This is a genomic window from Rhodococcus shunpengi (assembly GCF_048381395.1).
GTDB lineage: Bacteria > Actinomycetota > Actinomycetes > Mycobacteriales > Mycobacteriaceae > Rhodococcus.
Genome location: NZ_JBLWIU010000008.1, coordinates 577,974 through 597,402 on the forward strand (window position 1 = coordinate 577,974; position 19,429 = coordinate 597,402).

Consider the following 19,429-nt stretch of genomic DNA (forward strand, 5'->3'; position numbering starts at 1 on the left):
GAACCTTGTCGAGTCTATTCCGCTGTTCCCCCGGGCGTCACCGCGCCGGGGGCGCGAGGAGGTCGGCGCTGTTGGCACCGAGATCGCGCGCCGCCCACTCGGCCAGCCTGGCGAGCAGTTCGTCGTCGCCCACCTCGCGCCGGGTGTCGCCGTCGGCGAGCCAGCGGCGGCGCACCATTCTCAGCAGTGCCGCGCGGGTGCGGATGGGATCGGCGTCGAGCGCGAAGGTGACGAAGGCGTCGGGTGTCCACGCTTCGACGCCCGATCGTTCCAGTGCCCCGGTGAGCTCGGGGTCGGCGGTGACGACGGCGTCGGCGTGGCACAGCAGCGCCACCGAGGTCACGTGTGCCTCCCTCGGTCCCGTCACGTGCGGCACCTCGCGGAGCACGGTGGTGGGCCAGACGACCCGGGCGTCGGGGAAGGCGCGGTCGAGTTCGGCGAAGAGGAAGTCGCGGGCGGGACGCAGCAGTTCCTGCGGTAGTCGGCGGTCCACTTCCGCGATGATCCCGTCGCTCCAGAACGGTTGGTAGAGGCCCTCTTCGGCGAGGGCGAGCGCCACATCGCGCAGGCGGGGGCGGGCGAGGACCGTCGCACCGAGCACCACTCGAACCGGCATCGTCACCCTTCGTCGAATCGTCGGAACGGACCGTACCGTGCTGCCGCGGCGGGCCGCGTCATGCTGTCAGAACGGGTCGTACAGTCCTTCGCGCCGCGTGAGGTCGGCGAGTCCGTCGAGGACCGTCGTGACCACCTCCGCCTGCTGCTTCGCGAGTTCGAGGACGTCGGAGCGCGACACCCGCCGGTGCAGGCCGTGGAAGTCGGCGGCGAGTGCGCCCGTGTCGACCAGGCGGGCGACGTGTCGGCGGGAGCAGCCGAGGACGTCGGCGGCCTGGGCGATGGTGAGCAACGACGGCACGACACCGATCGTCACGGCGGTGTCGGGTCCGAACCGGTCGAGCAGACCCGCCAGCGCCGCGGGGGCCTCCCCGGCGGAGAACGGCCCGAAACTCACGACTGCAGCCGCAGACGGCGCTCCACGAACTGCCGGAAGTATTCGAGTTTGTTCGCCGGCACCAGCGCGGGCAGGACCATCCGCCACATCGCGCCCGTCTGTTCGGCGAGCCGTTCGGTCGCCTTGAGGGCGTTCGCCATGATCCGTGCGCCCATCGCCTGCTCGAGCAGCAACAGGGAGACGGCGTGGACGTCGACGTCCTCGACGAGGTCGCCCTCTTCGGCGGCCCGGGCTGCGAGTTCCTGCAGGTTGTTCTGCCAGATCTCGTAGGGCCGGTGCTCGGTGCCCTGGTAGTCGCCGATCTCGACCAGCAGCCGGAACATCGCCCGCACCACGGAATCGGTCTCGGACATGTCGACGTGCAGGACCGACAGGTCGATCAGTGTCTCGAGCGCCGGGGAACGGCGGTCCATCTTGGATTCGGCGGCGGCCTCGAAGCGGAGATAGCCGGAGTCGATCACCCCGCGCGCCAGTTCTTCTTTCGAACCGAAGTGGAAGTACAGCGCACCCTTGGTGACGCCGGCCTCCTCGATGATGTCGCCCAGGTTCGCGTCCGCGTACCCGTCGCGCACGAAGATCGTCGCTGCGCCCTGCAGCACCGATTCGCGCGTCACCTCTGCGCGTACTTGTCGTCCCACCACAGCCTGCCTTCTCACGGGTATCCCAACGATAACGCCACTTACCTGAAAGTAGAGAGCAGACCGTCCCGAAAACGAGAGGACTATTCGGAAACCGGGGGTTCCCCGAGCTTCGGGTCCGCTTCCAGACCGATGAGGCCGTTCCAGCACAGGTTCACGAGGTGGGCCGCCACATCCTCCTTCGACGGGGTGCGGCGGTCGAGCCACCACGTCGCGGTGGTGGCGACCATACCGACGAGCGCCTGGGCGTAGAGCGGAGCGAATTCGGGGTTCAGGCCCCGCCGGGAGAAGTCGCCGGTCAGCAGCTCCCCCACTTGCCGCATCGCCTCGTTGAGCAGGCTCGAATAGGTGCCTTCCTCGGCGGACATCGGCGAGTCGCGCACGAGGATGCGGAAGCCGTCGGTGCGTTCCTCTATGTAGGTGAGCAGTGCGAGCGCGGCCCGCTCGACGCGGATCCTCGACCGGTTGCGGGTGAGACTCTCGGTGACCATCGACATCAGAACGGTCATCTCGCGGTCCACGACCACCGCGTAGAGGCCTTCCTTACCGCCGAAGTGCTCGTAGACGACCGGCTTGGAGACCTGCGCCCGCTGAGCTATCTCCTCTATGGAGGTGCCCTCGTAGCCGCGCTCGGCGAACAGGGCGCGGCCGATCTCGATGAGCTGTTCCCGACGCTGCGTGCCCGTCATCCGGATCCGCGGAGTGCGCTCGGTTCGCTTCTGCGACGCCTGCGACACAGGGTCCTCCTTCGGCGGCGGGACGTACTCGAACGTTCGACAGCCTATCCATTCCCGATCGCGCCACCCCAGGTTCGACGTCGACGCCGTCTCGTGCGAGGATCGGGGGCGCACGCCCGCCGGTTCCGCCGCGGGGGTGTGGCAGTCCGCCGTGGTGTAATCGGCAGCACCTCTGATTTTGGTTCAGATAGTTCAGGTTCGAGTCCTGGCGGCGGAGCGGGAACCGTCCCGGGGGAGTCTCAGCGCTTCCCCGGTGCACGCACGGACCGGCGTGCAGAAACGTGTCGAGGGAGCTACATGCAGGTGCAGACCGCGATCGTCGTGCTGGCAGCCGGAGCAGGAACAAGGATGCGGTCGAAGACACCGAAGGTGTTGCACACCCTCGGTGGACGCACGATGCTCGCGCACTCCCTGTACGCCGCCGCCGCACTCGGACCCGCCCATCTCGTCACCGTCGTCGGGCACCGCCGCGAGGAGGTCTCCGCCGAGGTGAGCGCCGTCGCCGCGGGTCTCGGCCGCGAGATCCTGGTGACCGTCCAAGAGGAACAGCTCGGCACCGGCCACGCCGTGGAGTGCGGCCTCGGTGCCCTCCCCGACGACTTCGACGGCACGGTCGTCGTCACCGCCGGCGACGTCCCGCTGCTCCGCCCCGACACCCTGCAGGAACTGCTCGACGCGCACCTCGACACCGAGCCGGCCGCCGTCACCGTCCTCACCACGACGGTGTCCGAGCCCACCGGCTACGGACGCATCGTGCGCACCACCGACGGCGACGTCGCCGGGATCGTCGAGGAGAAGGACGCCTCCCCGACGCAGCGCGCGATCCAGGAGATCAACACGGGCGTGTACGCCTTCGACGCGGCCGCGCTGCGGTCGGCTCTCGGCAAGCTGAGCGCCGACAACTCGCAGGGCGAGCTGTACCTGACCGATGTCGTGAAGATCGCCCGCGGCGAGGGCCACACCGTCCGCGGTGTGCACACCGACGACGCCGTGCAGGTCTCCGGCGTCAACGACCGCGTCCAGCTCGCCGCACTGACCACCGAACTCAACCGGCGCCTGCTCGAGCACTGGATGCGTGAGGGCGTCACGGTGATCGACCCGGTCTCGACGTGGATCGACGTCGACGTCGTGCTCGGCACCGACGTCACCATCCACCCGGGTGTGCAGTTGCGCGGCCGCACGGTGATCGCCGACGACGCGGAGATCGGCCCCGACACGACGCTGACCGACGTGCAGGTCGGCGCCGGTGCCAGCGTGGTGCGCACCCACGGCTCCGACGCGGTGATCGGCGCGGAGGCCACGGTGGGCCCGTTCACCTATCTGCGTCCCGGCACCGAACTCGGCGCGTGCGGCAAGCTCGGCGCCTTCGTCGAGACTAAGAACGCGCAGATCGGGGCGCATTCGAAGGTCCCCCACCTCACCTATGTCGGCGACGCGGAGATCGGCGAGCACTCCAACATCGGAGCGTCGAGCGTGTTCGTCAACTACGACGGCGTGAAGAAGTACCGCACGGTCGTCGGGTCACACGTCCGGACCGGGTCGGACACGATGTTCGTCGCTCCCCTCACGGTGGGCGACGGCGCCTACACGGGCGCCGGCACAGTACTCCGTCGCGACGTTCCTCCGGGGGCGCTGGCGGTGTCGGGTACGCCACAGCGCAATATTGAAGGATGGGTCCAGCGAAATCGCGCCGGTACCCCCGCTGCCGAGGCAGCATCGAGAGCACAGCAGCAGCACGACCACGATCGCCAGAAGGACGGCCAGAACCAGTGACCAATTGGATCGACAACCAGAAGAACTTGATGCTCTTCTCCGGCCGGGCCCATCCCGAGCTGGCGGAGCAGGTCGCGAAGGAACTGGGCGTCCCCCTCACCCCGCAGACGGCACGGGACTTCGCGAACGGTGAGACGTTCGTGCGTTTCGAGGAGTCGGTGCGTGGTTCGGACGCCTTCGTGCTGCAGAGCCATCCGTTCCCGCTGAACCAGTGGGTCATGGAACAGCTCATCATGATCGATGCGCTCAAGCGTGGTTCGGCCAAGCGCATCACCGCGATCCTGCCGTTCTACCCCTACGCCCGTCAGGACAAGAAGCACCGCGGCCGCGAGCCCATCTCCGCCCGCCTGATCGCCGATCTGCTCAAGACCGCCGGCGCCGACCGCATCATCACGGTCGACCTGCACACCGATCAGATCCAGGGCTTCTTCGACGGTCCGGTCGACCACATGCACGCCCAGGGCCAGCTCGCCGAGTACATCCGCGGCAAGTACGGCGTCGAGAACATCGCCGTGGTCTCCCCCGACTCCGGTCGTGTGCGTGTCGCCGAGAAGTGGGCCGACACCCTCGGTGGCGCGCCGCTGGCGTTCATCCACAAGACTCGCGACCCGCTGGTTCCCAACCAGGTCAAGTCGAACCGCGTGGTCGGTGAGGTCGACGGCCGCACCTGCATCCTGATCGACGACATGATCGACACCGGCGGCACCATCGCCGGCGCCGTGAAGATCCTCAAGGAGGCCGGCGCGGGCGACGTCATCATCGCCGCCACTCACGGTGTGCTCTCCGACCCGGCCGCCGAGCGCCTCGCTTCGTGCGGCGCCAAGGAGGTCATCGTCACCAACACGCTGCCGATCCCGCCGGAGAAGCAGTTCGACTGCCTCACCGTGCTGTCGATCGCTCCGCTGCTCGCGCAGACGATCCGCGAGGTCTTCGAGAACGGCTCGGTCACCTCGCTGTTCAACGGGGTCGCCTGACCTTCCGCTCGACGACGGGGCAGACTTGTCCGGGTGTTCACCGGATTTCCCGTCGCGGCCCTCGACTTCTACGACGATCTCGAGGCCGACAACAGCAAAGCATTCTGGGCCGCGCACAAGGCCGTCTACGACGACTGCGTGCGCGGCCCGATGCTTGCCCTGCTCGCGGAACTCGAGGAGGAGTTCGGGGAGGGCAAGGCCTTCCGCCCGTACCGCGACGTGCGGTTCAGCAAGGACAAGCTGCCGTACAAGACCCACCAGGGCGGATTCGTCTCCGTCACGCAGAGCGTCGGCTACTACGTCGAGATCAACGCTGCCGGGTTGCGGGTCGCCGCCGGCCTGTTCCACGGCTCGTCCGATCAGATCGCCGGTTACCGGACCGGGGTCGATCACGACCGTCGCGGCCCCGAGCTCGGGAGGATCGTGCGCAAGCTCGAACGCGCGGGATACGAGATCGGCGGCGACCGGTTGAAGTCCCGGCCGCGCGGCGTGGACGCCGATCATCCCCGTATCGAACTCATGCGTCACCGGTCCCTGTGGGCCGGCCGCACCGAGATCTCCCCGCCGTGGATCGACAGTCCGCGCACCCTCGAGGAGGTGCGTTCGGCGTGGCGTGCGTTCCGGCCGTTGGTGCGCTGGCTCACCACTGCTACCGCAACGTGATCCGGCAGACCGGGTGGTATGGAAATGCTGTGTGGCGCAATGGTTTGAAGGACGCGCCGAGACGGGGATGATCTTCGTCACGCCGCGCGAAATCGTCGCAGGTCGTGCGAGACCCCCCTCCCCTGCGTAACTCGGCTTTCACCTAAAGTGGCACCTCGTGACCGACGCGCAAACTCTCGAAGCCCCTACGGAAAACGCGACAATCCGAACGGTCCGACGATGGTCGCCGGGTGCGTGCGTCTGGTGTGGCGACACCGACTCGGTCGAGGTCTTCCGCAACGAACCTCGCTGTGCCACATGCCGTAAGCACGAAGCCGTCATCGACGAGGCCCGCAAGTTCATGGGCATGTACGGCCTGCGCCCCATCGGCGGCACCCTGCAGTCCGACGACGAGGAGGAGTACGAGCACCGCCTCGCCGCCCGCGAGGCCCGCCGCGCCCTCAACGACATCCGTCTCGCCGAGCAGCCCGACCCGGCACTCGTGCGCAAGGCCCTGCGTCCCCGCGCCGCCGCGATCACCGAGAGCCACACCGGTTCCTCCGCGCAGACATCGACGCGTCCGGCCTCTGCGACCCGGAGCTCGTCCTCGTCCTCCTCGCCCAAGCCGGCGAAGTCCGCGGCTCCGGTCCGGACGGGTGCCGTGGACGTCGAGGAGATCCAGACCCGGGCCCTCGCGCTGCTCGATCAGCTCTCCGCGATCGAGGCGCAGCTCGCGCTCGTCGCCGAGCAGAACGGCCTCGCCGCCCGCGCCCGTCGCAGCGATCTGGAGAAGCAGAAGGCGACGATCCTGCGCACCCTCGCCGCACTCGAGAAGGCACGTCTGAGCGCATCCGGTAGCTAGTCGCCGGACCGCACCGCCGCAGCCCCGCCCCCGCTCCGTCGAGTCCGCTCGACGGTCCGGGTGCGGGGCTGCCGTCGTTCCCGCACGTCACGACGGTTGTCGTTACCGCACCTCACGACAACGGACCAGGTAGTCTGTGATCGACCAAGAGCCTGTCGGGGGACGCTGCTCGGGCGTCGACGCCTGCGCAGATGGGGCCGTAGCCTTCCGAAGGAGTGCGCGTGAGTGTTTCCGGCTCCCCTCGCGTCGGTGCACCCGCGTGGCGTTCGTTGTCCTCGGCCCTGGCGCGGCCCCGACTGTTCGCGTGTCTCGACCGGTGCTCCACGCTGACGGTGATCGACGCTCCCCCGGGCTTCGGCAAACGGACCCTCGTTGCAGGATGGCTCCATCGGGGCGGCGCACCCGACCACACGGTCGTCTGGGTCCCCGAACTCGCCGCGTCCGGCGACGGCGACGGCGACCTGTCCGAGCGTGTGCTCGAGGTTCTCGCCGACCACCCGGCCCTCGAGGTCGCCACCGGCGGTCCCGACGATTCCCCGACCGAGCGTGTGGTCCGTACCTTCCGCGATCTGAAGTCGGCCTGCCTGCTCGTGCTCGCCTGCGTATCGCCGCAGAACTCGGCCGAGGTGCTCGACGGAACCCTCCGGCTGCTCGATCGCTGCCCACGGCTCGACGCGATCGTCTGCCTGCCGGGCAACAGCACCGACATGACCGAGGTCGTCCTCCGCGGGATCGACTCCACGTACGTCCCGGCGGCCGATCTCGCCTTCACCGTCGAGGAGACGACGACGCTGTTGCGCGATGCCGGACCGGAGCGCTCCGACAGCGAGTGCGAGGTCGTGTGTCGCGTACTCGGCGGTGTGCCCACCCTGGTCTCGGCGGCCGCGGTCGTCGCCCGGAGCCGGCCCCAGCGCCTGATCGACTCCCGAGGACTGCCGACCCCTGCCCTGGCCCGCCTCGTGCGGACGTACGTCGAGAACCGGCTCGACGAACTCGACGACGCGCACCGCGAGTTCGCGTTCTCGGTCGCCGCTGCCCACAGTGCCACCGCCCACCGGGCAGCCGAACTGACGGGCACGGCGGATGCCGAAGCATCACTGGCCCTGCTCGCCGCGGCAGGCCTCGTGATGGATTCGCCCTTCGACGATCCCCGGACATGGCGGTGGCCCGACGCCGTCCGTTCGTGCGTGCTCGACATCTCCCGCCGGGAGCGCCCCGGACATGTCGACGCCCTGCTCGTCGAACTCGCCCGGGCGCACCGCGACGCCGGCAAGCCCGCCGAGGCGTCGATCTACGCGGTCGAGGCCGGTGACTGGGAGACCGCCGTGGCGATCGTCGAGGAATCCTGGGCGCGCATGGTCGACAGTTCCTTCGACGTTCTCGTCAAGGTGCTCCGGCAGATCCCCGACCAGGAGCTCGGCGACCACCCGTCGGTCCAGGCCGGTCGCGCGCTGTTCACGCAGATGCTCGACGAACATTCGATCCTGCACGCTTCCCTGCCCACGGATCCCGACGAGCTCGCCGAGCTCGGGAAGACACCCGGGGCCGCCCAGGCCGTGTACGTCGCGACGGTGCAGACCCTGACCCTGCGGGTCTCGGGCGAATTCGGTGAGGCTGCGCGGTTGACGCTCCTGTTGCGTCCACTCGTCCATTCGATCCTCGAACACCGGCCCGACGATCTCGGCCCGCAGCTCCCGCTGCTGCGAGTGCAGTGGGCGATCACGCTCCAGCTCGCCGGATATCTGACCGAGTCCACCACCGTCTTCCGCCGCGCCTACCGCGGTGCCTATGCCGCGAACATCGCCTTCGTCATCCAGAACGCCGCGGGAAGCTCGGCGCTGAACTGGGCGGTGACCGGCGACAATCCGCGCGCCCGCGAATGGCTGCGCACCGAGAGCAACGCCGAGCCCACGGAGGGCCGCTGGGGAGAGATGGTCAAGGTGGGTGGTCGGGTGGCGTCCACGCTCGTCCACCTCGACTCGCTCGAGCTCGACCGTGCCGTCGGATATCTCGACGAGCTCGGCGTCCCGCGGGTCTCGGAGGAACTCTGGGGATTCGTCGCCTACGGCCGGGCCTACTACAACCTGGCGACGGGCAACGCCTACGACGGACTCACCGAACTCCACCGGCTCATCGCCTCGCACCACGATCTGTTCGACCGCGGCGCGTTCTCGCGCATCCTGCTCGGCGCCGCCGAGATCGACCTGCAGCTGGCGCTCGGCAACGGCAACCTCGCGCGCGCCCTCGCCGAGGAGTCGCCGCAGAACCATCCGATGCTCGTGGTGACGAACGCGCGCGTCGAACTGTTCACCGGCCATCCCGACGTCGCGCTCAAGAAACTCAAGCGCGTTCCGTGGACGGAGTGCGGTTTCCCGCGCGCACATCTCGAGGCGTTGCTCGTGGAGGCGAGCGCCCACCTCGATCTCGACGAGAAGGACGCCGCGGTACGCAGCTGGCAGCGGGCCCGCACCCTCGCCGAGGCCCTCGGCAACCGCCGCGCCTTCACGACTCTCCCCGAGGGTGTCGCCGGGCGTCTCGCGGAACTCGGCGGTCCCATCGGCCCGGACGAGGCGATCGGGTCCGTCTTCACCGAACCCGTCACCCACGTCGAACTGTCCCGGCGTGAGACGGACGTGCTGGAGTTGCTCGCGCTGGGATCGACGCACGCCGACATCGCGAAGAAGTTGTTCGTCTCGCACAACACGATCAAGACCCAGTTGCGCAGCATCTACCGCAAGCTCGGGGTGCACACGCGGGTGGAGGCGATCGGCCGGGCGCGCGATCTCAGGCTGTTGCCGGTCCGCCGGTCGCTGTAGCCGAACGCGCACGCATCCGGGCGGCGAGCCGCAGATCGAGCGCCCACACGACGCCCGCGAGGGCCGCCAGCCCGACACCGAGCACGCACACCGCGGTCCACCCGCCGGCGCTCCACGCCATCGTGCCGAGCGCCGAACCGGACGCCGCTCCGACGAAGTAGCCCGTCATGTAGACGGAATTGACGCGCGAGCGGGCGTCGGGGTCGAGGGCGTACACGATGTTCTGGTTGGTGATGTGCACGAGATTGAGCGCGAGGTCGACGACGAGCATCCCGACGACGAACCACACCAGTGAACTCCCGCCCGCCGCGAGCGCCGCCCACGACGCGACCAGCGTGACCACACCCACCGCCGTCGTCGGTGGTCCGTAACCGCGGTCGACGAGCCGGCCCGCCGCGGTCGCGGCGAACGCACCGGCCACCCCGGCCAGCCCGACGAGCCCGATCTGCAGGTCGTCGAGGCCGAACGGCGGGTCGGACAGCAGGAACGCCATCGTCGAGAACAACGCGCCCACCGACGCGAAACCCAGTCCGCCGAGCAACGTCCGGGTCCGCAGGCGGGGATGCGTGACGATCAACGTCCCGAGGGATCGCAGCGTGCTGCCGTAACCCTGACGGACCACCGGTGGGGTCGCCGGCAGCATCCGCCACAACGCGAGGGCCACGATCACCATGGCGACCGTGCTCACCCGGTAGACCGTCGTCCAGCTGTCGCCGAGTTCGGCGAGGATGCCCGCGACACTCCGCGCCACGAGGATCCCGACGAGCAACCCGCTCATCACCGTGCCGACCGCGCGACCCCGCGATTCCGGCGTCGCGAGGGTCGCCGCGAACGGCACCAGCACCTGCGCGGCCACCGAGAACAGACCGGCGATCGCGGTGCCCACCACGAGCACCCCGATGTTCGGCGCGAATCCGCTCAGCCCCTGCCCCGCCGCCGCGGCCAGCATGAGCATCACCGCCAGCCGCCGCTGCGGGAACATGTCGCCGAGCGGCACGAGGAACAGCAGCCCGAGCGCGTAGGCGACCTGCGCGACCGTCACGGTGGAGGCGGCGGCAGATCGGGAGGTGTCCAGTGCTTCGGCGATCGAATCGAGCAGCGGCTGGTTGAAGTAGTTGCCTCCCACGCACAGACCCGTCGCCACGGCCATGAGCAACAGCACCGGGGTCGTCAGGACGGGACGGGAGGACGTCATGTCCTCCAGCGTCCCGTGTCGGCGCGGCGGAAGTCGAATCGGTTCGTCGGCGTCCTTTCGAGGACTACTCCCGGGAGGCGGCGAGCAGGACGAACCGTCCGTCCGGATCCACCCATTCGTGCCGGACCACGAATCCCGCGTCGGCGAGTTCCTGCGAGATACCGACGAGGCGGAATTTCGCGGAAATCTCGGTTCGGATCTGCTCGCCCTCGGCGAAAGAGATCTGCAGGTCGAGGCCCGGGATCGTCACGTCCATCGCCTCGGTCGCCTCGAGTCTCATCTCGATCCACTCGTTCTCCGCGTCCCAGACGGCACGGTGCACGAACCGGCCGGGATCGAAGTCGGCGCCGAGCCGGTCGTTGAGCACCCGCAGGACGTTCCGGTCGAACTCCGCGGTCACTCCGGCCGCGTCGTCGTAGGCGGCGATCAGGGTGTCGCGGTCGATGACGAGCCCGGCCCCGAGGAGCAGCCACTCACCGGGATGGAGGATCGCGGCCGTCCCGGAGAGGAACTGTGCGCGTTCGCTCGGGACGAGGTTGCCGATGGTGCCGCCGAGGAACGCGATCGCGCGTTTCCCGCCGGCAGGGAGATGCGCGAGCGAATCGGTGAAGTCGCCGACCACCCCGTGCACCGTCAGGTTCGGATACTCCGCCGCCAGTCTGGTGACGGCCGACCGCAGTGCCGGTTCGGAGACGTCCTGCGGCACGTAGGTGTGGAGATACGGTTCGAGGGCGTCGAGCAGCACGTGCGTCTTCTCCGACGACCCGGAGCCGAGTTCGACGAGCATCTCGGGGCGGGCGGCGTCGGCGAAGTCGGCGGCGTGCCGGCGCAGCAGGCTGAACTCGGTGCGCGTCGGGTAGTACTCGGGCAGCCGCGTGATCTCGTCGAACAGTTCGCTGCCGCGCGCGTCGTACAGCCAGGTGGGCGACAGGTACTTGGGATCGGACGTGAGTCCGCGCCGTGCGTCCTCGCGCAGTTTGGCGTCGAGGTCCTCGGGGCGCAGGTGCACGTCGACGATCACGGTGAGCCGACCTCCAGTGGTGAGACGATGAGTTTGCCCGGCATCGCGGCGACGAGATGCCGGTCGGGTACGGGTGTCCAGCGACTGTCGTCGTCGAACGGTTCGGACGCCACGATCGCGACCTGTTCGTCGACGAACGTCCACAACGAGTGGTACCAGGCGGTGGCCCAGATCCCGGATTCGTTGCACAGCAACATGTTCAGACGAGAGTCCGGTGCGAGGTCCAGCACGTCGTGGACGAGCGAGATCAGCGCCGGTTCGGGATCGGCCGAGCGCAGCCGCGACTGCAGCAGGAGCCACAACGTGGCGGCGTCGGTCGGAGATTCGAGTCGCAGCAGTTCGGCGACGGGCAGCGCGCCGGCGAGGGTGACGAGCGATCCCGGCCAGCCCCGGACGACTCCGTTGAGACTGAACGCCCACCGGTCGTCGGAGAAGGGTGCGGCCGCCGATCGTTCGACGGGCATCCCCTCGGTGGCCGAGCGGGTCGCGGCGACGACGGTGCGCGACCGTATCGACGTCAGGCCTTCACCGACGAAGGAATCGGACCAGATCGGCAACGCCGATCGGTACCGTCCGAAAGTGCCTTCGGCACTCCACCATCCGACACCGAAGCCGTCGGCGTTGATCGTCCCTCCTCCACGCATGTCGGTGGGCGCCCACGACTGGCGGAGCAGCGAATTGGTTCCGGTGGACAGCAGTGCGGCGACGTTCGTCTCCGGTCCGATGTACGCCAGATGTCTACACATCGCCCGTCCCGTACGCGACGCGGAGCCCGGCGAAGATCTGACGGCGGATGGGCAGATCCCAGTTGCGGAAGGTCCCGCGGCACGCGACCTCGTCGGTCCCGAACGATCCTCCACGCAGAACCCGGTGGCCGTCGCCGAAGAAGACCTCGGAGTACTCGCGGTACGGGAACGCGCGGAAGCCCGGATAACCGGTGAACGGTGTGGACGTCCACTCCCACACGTCGCCGATCAGCTGGTGCACTCCGAGCGGTGACGCTCCCTGCGGATACGAGCCGACCACGGCGGGGCCGAGATGTCGCTGACCGAGATTGGCGTGGCCGGGACCGGGATCCTCGTCGCCCCACGGGAATCGGCGGCTGCGTCCGGTGGCCGGATCCCAGCGTGCCGCCTTCTCCCATTCGGCCTCGGCCGGAAGACGTCCACCGGCCCAGCGGGCGAACGCCTCGGCTTCGTGGAAGCACACGTGCACGACCGGCTCGTCCGGATGCAGCGGCATCGTGCGACCGAAGGCCGTTCGGCTCCAACCTGTTTCGTCGTCGCAACTCCAGAACTGCGGGGCCTCGAGACCGGCGTCGAGGCGGTGCTGCCAGCCTGCCTCGCTCCACAGTTCGGGCCGCTCGTACCCGCCGTCCTCGACGAACCCGAGGTAACGACGGTTGGTGACGGGCACCGCGTCGAGTTCGAACTCCGGCACCTCGACGACGTGTGCCGGGCGCTCGTTGTCGAGAGCCCACGGATCGGTGGACGTGCCCATCTCGAATGTGCCGGCGGGGATCCGGACGCGTTCGGTGTCGCGGACGGTTCCGGCGCGCGGCGCTTCCGGCGCGTCGAGCAAAGGTGGGCCCTGCCGCAGCTGGTGTGTCGCGAGCATCGTCTCGTCGTGCTGTTGTTCGTGCTGCGCGACCATCGCGAAGACGAAACCCTCGCGGGTCAGCTCGTCGTCGAATGCACTGTCTTCGAGCACATCCCAGGTGAGATCGCGGACAGCACGCGCGTAACCGCGGGCGGCGTCGGGGTCGAGCAGCGGCAGCCCCGTGCGGGTCGCGCGGGGATGCCGGAACGCGTCGTAGAGATCGTCGATGTCGCCGCGGACCGCAGGGCGCCTGCCCGCGACCCGCACGAGCCAGCGTTCCTCCTGGTTGGCGATGTGCGCGAGATCCCACACCAGCGGGCTCATCAACGGCGAATGCTGTGCGGTGAGATCCTGTTCCGGCACGGAGGTGAGTACCTCGGTGCGGGCACGCGCCCGCTCGAGGTGACGCCTGAGCGCAACACGAGCAGGTGTCACCGCACCTCCTCACCCGGCGCCAGACCGCGCAGGCACCGTGCCGCGGCCGCGTCGAGCGCCGCGGTGAACCGCATGTCGCGGGAGGACTCCGCTGCGAGCGAGAGCAGACCCGCTGCGGCAGCACGCAATTCGAGCGAGGCAAGACCGATACGGGCCGCCTCGGACCACTGGTCGCGCACCGGCGCGGCGATCGCGCACGCCTCCGCGGAGACCTCCGGAGCGGAGAGCAGGGCTTCGAAGGCCGCGACGGGCACCTGCCACGACTCGGCCGGCTGGGCATCGAGATAACGCACCTCGAGATGCCCGCACGGTCGGACCGGCGGGAACAGCGTCGTCATGTGATAGTCGAGATCGTCGACGGTGGGCCGACGCCGGATGTCGGCGTCGAGCTCGCCCGCGAGCCACGCCGCGAAGGTCGCGCCGGGCGGTGCGTACCACTCGGGCAGTTCCGAACGCACGCAGGTCAGCGGTGCGTCGAGAACCCACGCCGGGTAGTCGGCGGGATGGTGGACGTGGCCGAGGTCGGGATCGAGTTCGAGCCACGTGCGCATCCGCTGCGACACCCAGTCGCCCTCCGGAGCACCCCGCAACCGGGGTGAGCACGCGAAGGCCGCGATCATCGCCGGGCCGATGGCGTGGAGCAGCTCCCAGCGCTGCACGATCTCCGCCTCGTCGCGTCCGGCGTCGACGGAAACCTGCACCGACGCAGTGCTGTTCATCATCAGCCGGCCCATCGGGCCGATGCGGTCGTAGCGGAGCTCCATCGCCCCGTAACGAGGGGTGCGCAGCAGACGGTGGGGAGGCCGCACCTCGTCGGCGGCACGGTCGAGCATGATCACCGACCGGCGGGCCAGCAACGCCCGGAGCATGCGGAGGTCGGCCGTGAGCCGATCGCACACCTGCCGCGCCGAGGTGCACGGCACGCTCGACAGCTCGATCTGACCACCCGGCTCCACGCTGACCGCGCTGCCCGACGGCAGCGGCCGGGCCGACGACGACGGCGCCACCGTGCGCGGCGCGTGGGGCCCGAGGGCCTCGACGAGCCTCGTGAGTTCGGGACGCGATTCGGTGCCGTCGGCCCGCGCGGTGAGCCATTCGAGCTCGACCCCGATCAGCCTGGGGATTCCCAGCCGGAACGCCCTGCTGCGGACGTGGTCCTCCGCTGCTGCTCGGGAGCCGAGTTCCTTACGGGCACGGGAGGCTGCGGCATCGACTGCCATTGCCATTCGTCCACCCCCTCGGCCGGTGCGCCAGGTCTGCGGTCGAGACTAACCCGCCCGGGGACACGACGCGCGGATAACGCACCGGTGCGTGCGCGAACGCACTCCACCGGGCAGGCTCGACCCCGACGATACGGACGACGGAGGAGGTGAGCGGCCCGTGCTGGACCTCCAGGCGGCCCGACGCGACACACCGGGATGCTTCGACCGGGTCTTCCTCGACAGCGCCGGCTCGTCGCTGCCCCCGACACCGGTGCTCGAGACGATGCTCGCGCACCTGCGGCGCGAAGCCGAGGTCGGCGGGTACGTGGCGGCCGACGAACGGCTCGACGACCTGACGGCCGTGAAGACCTCGCTCGGCCGCCTGTTCGACGTGCCGGAGGCCTCCCTCGCGCTGTCCGACGGCGCCTCGCGGGCGTGGACGTCCTTCTTCTACGCGGTGCCGCTGCGACCCGGCGACCGCATCCTGATCTCGCAGGCCGAATACGCCGCGAACGCGATCGCCGCGCTGCAGCGCGCGCGGGCGACCGGCGCCACCGTCGAGGTCGTTCCGTCCGATCCGTCCGGCCGCATCGACGTCGAGGCACTCGAGGGGATGCTCGACGAACGGGTGCGGCTCGTGTCCGTCGTGCACGCCCCCACCAACGGTGGGCTGGTCAACCCTGTCCGGGAGGTCGCCGACGCCGCGCACGCGGTCGGGGCGCTCGTGCTGCTCGACGCGTGCCAGTCGGTGGGGCAACTGCCGGTGAGCGTGCCCGAACTCGACGTCGACGCGCTGTCGGGCACCGGGCGCAAATGGCTCCGAGGTCCGCGCGGCACCGGTTTCCTCTACGTGCGGCCGCGCCTGGTGACCGAACTCGAACCGGCCGTTCTCGACCTGCACAGCGCCTCGTGGACCTCGGCCGACAGCTACGCACTCGCTCCGGACGCCACCCGATTCGAGATGTGGGAGACCGGAGTGGCGGCCCGGCTCGGGCTCGGCGCGGCCGTGGACTATCTCCTCGATCTGGGTGTCGACGCCGTGGCCGAGGCGGTGGCCTACCGGGCCGGGCACGTGCGCGAGGGGCTCGCGGGCATCGACGGCGTCACCGTCACCGACCTCGGTGAGCAGCGCAGCGGCATCGTCTCGTTCACCGTGGACGGCCGCGACCCGCGGGAGGTCCGCGACGCCCTGGCCGAGCGGTCGGTGACGGTCACGGTCAGCAGCCGCAGTTCGACGCTGTTGGACATGACCTCGCGCGACCTGCAGTCGGTGGTGCGGGCGTCGCCGCACTACTTCGTCTCCCCCGCCGACGTCGACAGGTTCCTCGCCTCGGTGCACGACATCGCCCGGTCGTGAAGCTCATACGAGTCGACGACAGGGCTGTTTGTCCCTGATCGACGTCGTCCGGTAAAGTGGATCGAGTTGTCTCGGCGAGGGTGAACCGCAATATCGCTGGATCACCGTGATCGACGCGGCTGCGACGGAAGCAATGTGCTCCCCGGTCGCACGTGTCGGATCCGTTCGTTCGAGAACACCCGACCACGAAGTGCCACCAGCGTAGGAGCCGTCACATCATGTCCGACGAGAATCGTCTCGTAGCCAGCGTCCGCACCGAGTTCGGCAAGGGTGCCGCACGCCGCGCCCGTCGCGCCGGCCAGGTCCCCGCCGTCCTCTACGGCCACGGCACCGAGCCCCGGCACCTCGCCCTCCCCGACCTCGAGTTCGCAGCCGTGCTGCGTAACCACGGCACCAACGCCATCCTCACCCTCGACATCGACGGCGAGGACCAGCTCGCGCTGACCAAGTCGGTCGTCGTCCACCCCATCCGCCGCTACATCGAGCACGCCGACCTGCTCGTCGTGAAGAAGGGCGAGAAGGTCACCGTCGAGGTGCCCGTCGTCCTCTCGGGTGAGGCCGGCTCCGGCACGCTGGTGGTCAACGAGGTCAACACCATCAAGCTCGAGGCCGACGCCCTGAACATCCCCGAGGAGATCACCGTCTCGATCGAGGGCGCCGAGGCCGGCACCCAGATCCTGGCCGGTGGCGTCGAGCTGCCCGCCGGCTCGACCCTGCAGGACGATCCCGAGCTGCTGCTCGTGAACATCGTCGAGGCTCCCTCCGCCGATGCCCTGGAGGGCACCGAGGGCGAAGAGGCCGCAGAAGAGGCTTCCGAGGAGGCCTGAGCCTTCATCGGCTCCCTGTGAAGTCACTCGTGCGGCGCGTCATCCCTTCGGGGTGGCGCGCCGCACGTCGTTCGAATGCACGGAAGGATCAGCTCGTGGGCGACGACGCCGCGCTCGTGGTCGGTCTCGGCAACCCCGGCCCGAAGTACGAGAACACCCGGCACAACATCGGATTCATGGTGGCCGACGTGCTGGCCGGACGCGTCGGCGGCAAGTTCTCCGCGCACAAGCGCAGCAACGCCGACATCGTGCAGGCCCGGCTCGACGGGCGACAGGTGATCATCGCGAAGCCGCGCACCTACATGAACCTGTCCGGCGGCCCCGTCGCCTCCCTGGCCAAGTTCTTCTCGGTCGATCCCGCGAACGTCATCGTCGTGCACGACGAACTCGACCTGGACTTCGGGACGATCCGGCTCAAGCTCGGCGGTGGCGAGAACGGGCACAACGGCCTGCGGTCGACCTCGTCGGCGCTCGGCACCAAGGACTACCTGCGGGTCCGGATGGGCATCGGCCGCCCTCCCGGCCGCCAGGATCCCGCCGACTTCGTGCTCAAGCCGTTCTCGGCCACCGAACGCAAGGAACTCGACGTGTGGTGCGAGGAAGGTGCCGACGCCGTCGAACTGCTGTTGAGGCTCGGCCTCGAGGGCGCCCAGAACCGCATCCACTGACCCCGCATCGATCGATGCGGGACGGTCAGGCCCGCGTCAGCAACGCCAGCGAGGTGCCGCGACGCAGCTTGCCCGAGGAGGTCTTCGGGATGCTGCCGGGACCGAGTACCGCGACCGTGCGAGGCCGCACACCCACCTCGGCGACCACCGCGTGCACGACGTCGTGTTCGATGCGGCGCACCTCGTCGGGGTGGTCGAAGAGTTTGGTCTCCACGGCCACCGCGAACGATTCGCGCTTGTCCCCCGCGTCGAGCCGGATGGCGACGGCGTTGCCGGGACGCACCCCGTCGACGGTCCCCGCTGCTCGCTCGATGTCGGTGGGATAGATGTTGCGGCCGCCCATGATGATGACGTCCTTCACCCGGCCGCACACCACGACGAGCCCTTCCTCGGTGAAGTAGCCCACGTCGCCGGTGTCGAGCCAGCCGTCGGCGTCCTGCGCGGGTACGGGTCCGTCCACGGTGAGATAGCCGTGCGTGACGGCCTCGCCGCGCAACTGGATGATGCCCACGCCGCGGGGCGGCAGCACCTGTCCGTCGTGGCCGACGACCCGGCCCTCGAGGCCGGCCACGAGACGGCCGAGGGTGGGCATGCGGCGCGCGTAGGTGCGGCTGGTCGGCACGGCCATCCCACCGGCTTCGAGCAGGTCCGGATCCACCACGTCGAGCACCATCCCGCGCCCCGGATCGGGGACCGACACCGCGAGCGTGGTCTCGGCCATCCCGTAGGAGGGCGCGAGGGCGGACGGGTCGAGACCGAAGCGCTCGCCGGCCTCCGCGAGCGCCTCCATCGTGTCGGGATCGACCGGCTCGGCGCCGTTCCACATCCAGCGCATCGACGACAGGTCGAGCGAGCCGGCCGGCGCCTGCGACAACTTCCGGGCCAGCAACGAGTACGCGAAATTCGGTGCTGCGGTCAGGGTTCCGCGATACTTGCTGATCAGCTCCGCCCACAGGATCGGCGAGCGGAGGAAGTCCAGCGGCGTGACCGACACGACCTCGGCGCCCACCTGCATGGGGACGCTGAGGAAGGCCACCATGCCCATGTCGTGGAACAACGGCAGCCAGCTGATCATGACGTCGTCGTCGAGCGAGAACTTGACGCGGTCCATCATCGCCGAGGCGTTGGCGTAGAAGTTGCCGTGCGTGATCCGCACCGCCTTCGGCGAGCCGGTGGACCCGGACGTCAGCTGCTGCAGCACGATGTCGGACTCCGCCGTGTCGACGGGATCGACGGGTTTCCCCTCCCGCATCCGCTCCACGGTGACGACGGAGATGCCCCGTTCGCGCAGCAGCGGCTCAGCGATCTCGAAGGGTGCGCCGAGGACGACGGCTCGGGCGTCGATCATCCGCAGGACCACCTCGGTGTCGCGCGACCACATCTGCAGGTCGGTGCGCGGCGTGGGCTGGTGCAGCATCGTCACGCTCCCGCCGCGCATCCACACGGCCTGGCAGACCGGTGCGATGTCCACCGGTTGTCCCGCGAGGACACCCACCGCGTCACCGGGCCCGATTCCCGCCGCGGCCAGTGCGCCGGCCATGCGGCGGGCCTGCCGGTGGATCTCTCCCCAGTTCTGCCGCAACGGCGTATCCGGTTCGCCGGTGACCAGAGCTCCGGTGTCCGACTCCGCCGTCGCGTACATCTCCTCGGTGAACCTGCTCACGACCCGCT

At 69.4% G+C, this 19,429-nt stretch carries 18 protein-coding genes and 1 tRNA gene; 9 read left to right on the top strand and 10 right to left on the bottom strand.

Going from position 1 to position 19,429, the window contains the following annotated elements; genetic code table 11:
• Nucleotides 1-37: 37 nt before the first annotated feature.
• The 4 genes from ACNJ7K_RS03435 to ACNJ7K_RS03450 form a co-directional block, all read right to left on the bottom strand.
• A complete protein-coding gene (locus ACNJ7K_RS03435) occupies nt 38-616 on the bottom strand; it encodes a PIN domain-containing protein (RefSeq protein WP_487041195.1) in 579 nt (192 codons plus the stop codon).
• A 66-nt stretch (nt 617-682) separates the two neighbouring features.
• Nucleotides 683-1,012, bottom strand: a complete 330-nt coding sequence (locus ACNJ7K_RS03440; RefSeq protein ID WP_230791907.1) for a helix-turn-helix domain-containing protein — start codon at nt 1,010-1,012, stop codon at nt 683-685.
• A complete protein-coding gene (locus tag ACNJ7K_RS03445; RefSeq protein WP_308257006.1) occupies nt 1,009-1,650 on the bottom strand; it encodes a ScbR family autoregulator-binding transcription factor in 642 nt (213 codons plus the stop codon). Before ACNJ7K_RS03445 ends, ACNJ7K_RS03440 begins: the two co-directional genes overlap by 4 nt.
• Before the next feature lie 83 nt (nt 1,651-1,733).
• On the bottom strand, nt 1,734-2,339 hold the full coding sequence (locus tag ACNJ7K_RS03450; protein ID WP_172415033.1) for a TetR/AcrR family transcriptional regulator: 606 nt from the start codon (nt 2,337-2,339) through the stop codon (nt 1,734-1,736).
• Between the two features lie 193 nt (nt 2,340-2,532).
• On the opposite strand from ACNJ7K_RS03450, the gene ACNJ7K_RS03455 reads away from it, so the two are divergent.
• The 6 genes from ACNJ7K_RS03455 to ACNJ7K_RS03480 all read left to right on the top strand — a co-directional run bounded on the left by ACNJ7K_RS03455 (nt 2,533) and on the right by ACNJ7K_RS03480 (nt 9,454).
• Nucleotides 2,533-2,604 (top strand) — tRNA-Gln (locus ACNJ7K_RS03455).
• An 80-nt stretch (nt 2,605-2,684) separates the two neighbouring features.
• Entirely contained in the window at nt 2,685-4,160 is a 1,476-nt protein-coding gene (glmU, locus tag ACNJ7K_RS03460) for a bifunctional UDP-N-acetylglucosamine diphosphorylase/glucosamine-1-phosphate N-acetyltransferase GlmU (RefSeq protein ID WP_487041196.1), read from the top strand.
• Complete coding sequence (locus tag ACNJ7K_RS03465) at nt 4,157-5,134, top strand: ribose-phosphate diphosphokinase (RefSeq protein WP_006553847.1); 978 nt, start codon at nt 4,157-4,159, stop codon at nt 5,132-5,134. Before glmU ends, ACNJ7K_RS03465 begins: the two co-directional genes overlap by 4 nt.
• 33 nt (nt 5,135-5,167) lie before the next feature.
• The gene (locus tag ACNJ7K_RS03470) at nt 5,168-5,797 is read left to right on the top strand and encodes a DUF2461 domain-containing protein (protein ID WP_487041197.1); all 630 of its coding nucleotides are present in this window, start codon (nt 5,168-5,170) and stop codon (nt 5,795-5,797) included.
• Between the two features lie 157 nt (nt 5,798-5,954).
• Nucleotides 5,955-6,638, top strand: a complete 684-nt coding sequence (locus ACNJ7K_RS03475) for a hypothetical protein (protein WP_487041198.1) — start codon at nt 5,955-5,957, stop codon at nt 6,636-6,638.
• A gap of 221 nt (nt 6,639-6,859) precedes the next feature.
• Nucleotides 6,860-9,454 (top strand): helix-turn-helix transcriptional regulator, encoded by a 2,595-nt coding sequence (locus ACNJ7K_RS03480; RefSeq protein ID WP_487041199.1) that lies wholly within the window; start codon nt 6,860-6,862, stop codon nt 9,452-9,454.
• Here the strand turns inward: ACNJ7K_RS03480 and ACNJ7K_RS03485 are convergent.
• The 5 genes from ACNJ7K_RS03485 to egtA form a co-directional block, all read right to left on the bottom strand.
• Nucleotides 9,423-10,649 (bottom strand): MFS transporter, encoded by a 1,227-nt coding sequence (locus tag ACNJ7K_RS03485; protein ID WP_487041200.1) that lies wholly within the window; start codon nt 10,647-10,649, stop codon nt 9,423-9,425. The two genes, ACNJ7K_RS03480 and ACNJ7K_RS03485, sit on opposite strands and share 32 nt — an antisense overlap.
• Before the next feature lie 64 nt (nt 10,650-10,713).
• Complete coding sequence (gene egtD, locus ACNJ7K_RS03490; RefSeq protein ID WP_159419006.1) at nt 10,714-11,670, bottom strand: L-histidine N(alpha)-methyltransferase; 957 nt, start codon at nt 11,668-11,670, stop codon at nt 10,714-10,716.
• Entirely contained in the window at nt 11,667-12,416 is a 750-nt protein-coding gene (gene egtC / locus ACNJ7K_RS03495; RefSeq protein ID WP_159419007.1) for an ergothioneine biosynthesis protein EgtC, read from the bottom strand. Before egtC ends, egtD begins: the two co-directional genes overlap by 4 nt.
• On the bottom strand, nt 12,409-13,704 hold the full coding sequence (gene egtB, locus ACNJ7K_RS03500) for an ergothioneine biosynthesis protein EgtB (RefSeq protein ID WP_487041201.1): 1,296 nt from the start codon (nt 13,702-13,704) through the stop codon (nt 12,409-12,411). Before egtB ends, egtC begins: the two co-directional genes overlap by 8 nt.
• A complete protein-coding gene (gene egtA, locus ACNJ7K_RS03505; protein WP_183070653.1) occupies nt 13,701-14,930 on the bottom strand; it encodes an ergothioneine biosynthesis glutamate--cysteine ligase EgtA in 1,230 nt (409 codons plus the stop codon). The genes egtB and egtA overlap by 4 nt, the downstream gene beginning before the upstream one ends.
• Nucleotides 14,931-15,084: 154 nt before the next feature.
• On the opposite strand from egtA, the gene ACNJ7K_RS03510 reads away from it, so the two are divergent.
• The 3 genes from ACNJ7K_RS03510 (at nt 15,085) to pth (ending at nt 17,758) form a co-directional block, all read left to right on the top strand.
• Nucleotides 15,085-16,263: an aminotransferase class V-fold PLP-dependent enzyme gene (locus ACNJ7K_RS03510; RefSeq protein WP_487041202.1), complete on the top strand. Its 1,179-nt coding sequence runs from the start codon at nt 15,085-15,087 to the stop codon at nt 16,261-16,263.
• Nucleotides 16,264-16,481: 218 nt separating this feature from the next.
• Nucleotides 16,482-17,090, top strand: a complete 609-nt coding sequence (locus ACNJ7K_RS03515; RefSeq protein WP_487041203.1) for a 50S ribosomal protein L25/general stress protein Ctc — start codon at nt 16,482-16,484, stop codon at nt 17,088-17,090.
• 95 nt (nt 17,091-17,185) lie between these two features.
• Nucleotides 17,186-17,758, top strand: coding sequence for an aminoacyl-tRNA hydrolase (gene pth, locus ACNJ7K_RS03520; protein ID WP_060652160.1), 573 nt, complete (start codon nt 17,186-17,188; stop codon nt 17,756-17,758).
• A 25-nt stretch (nt 17,759-17,783) separates the two neighbouring features.
• Here the strand turns inward: pth and ACNJ7K_RS03525 are convergent, their stop codons facing one another.
• Nucleotides 17,784-19,421 carry a fatty acyl-AMP ligase gene (locus ACNJ7K_RS03525; protein WP_487041204.1) on the bottom strand — a complete coding sequence of 546 codons (1,638 nt, stop codon included), beginning with the start codon at nt 19,419-19,421 and terminating at the stop codon, nt 17,784-17,786.
• Nucleotides 19,422-19,429 lie beyond the last annotated feature (8 nt).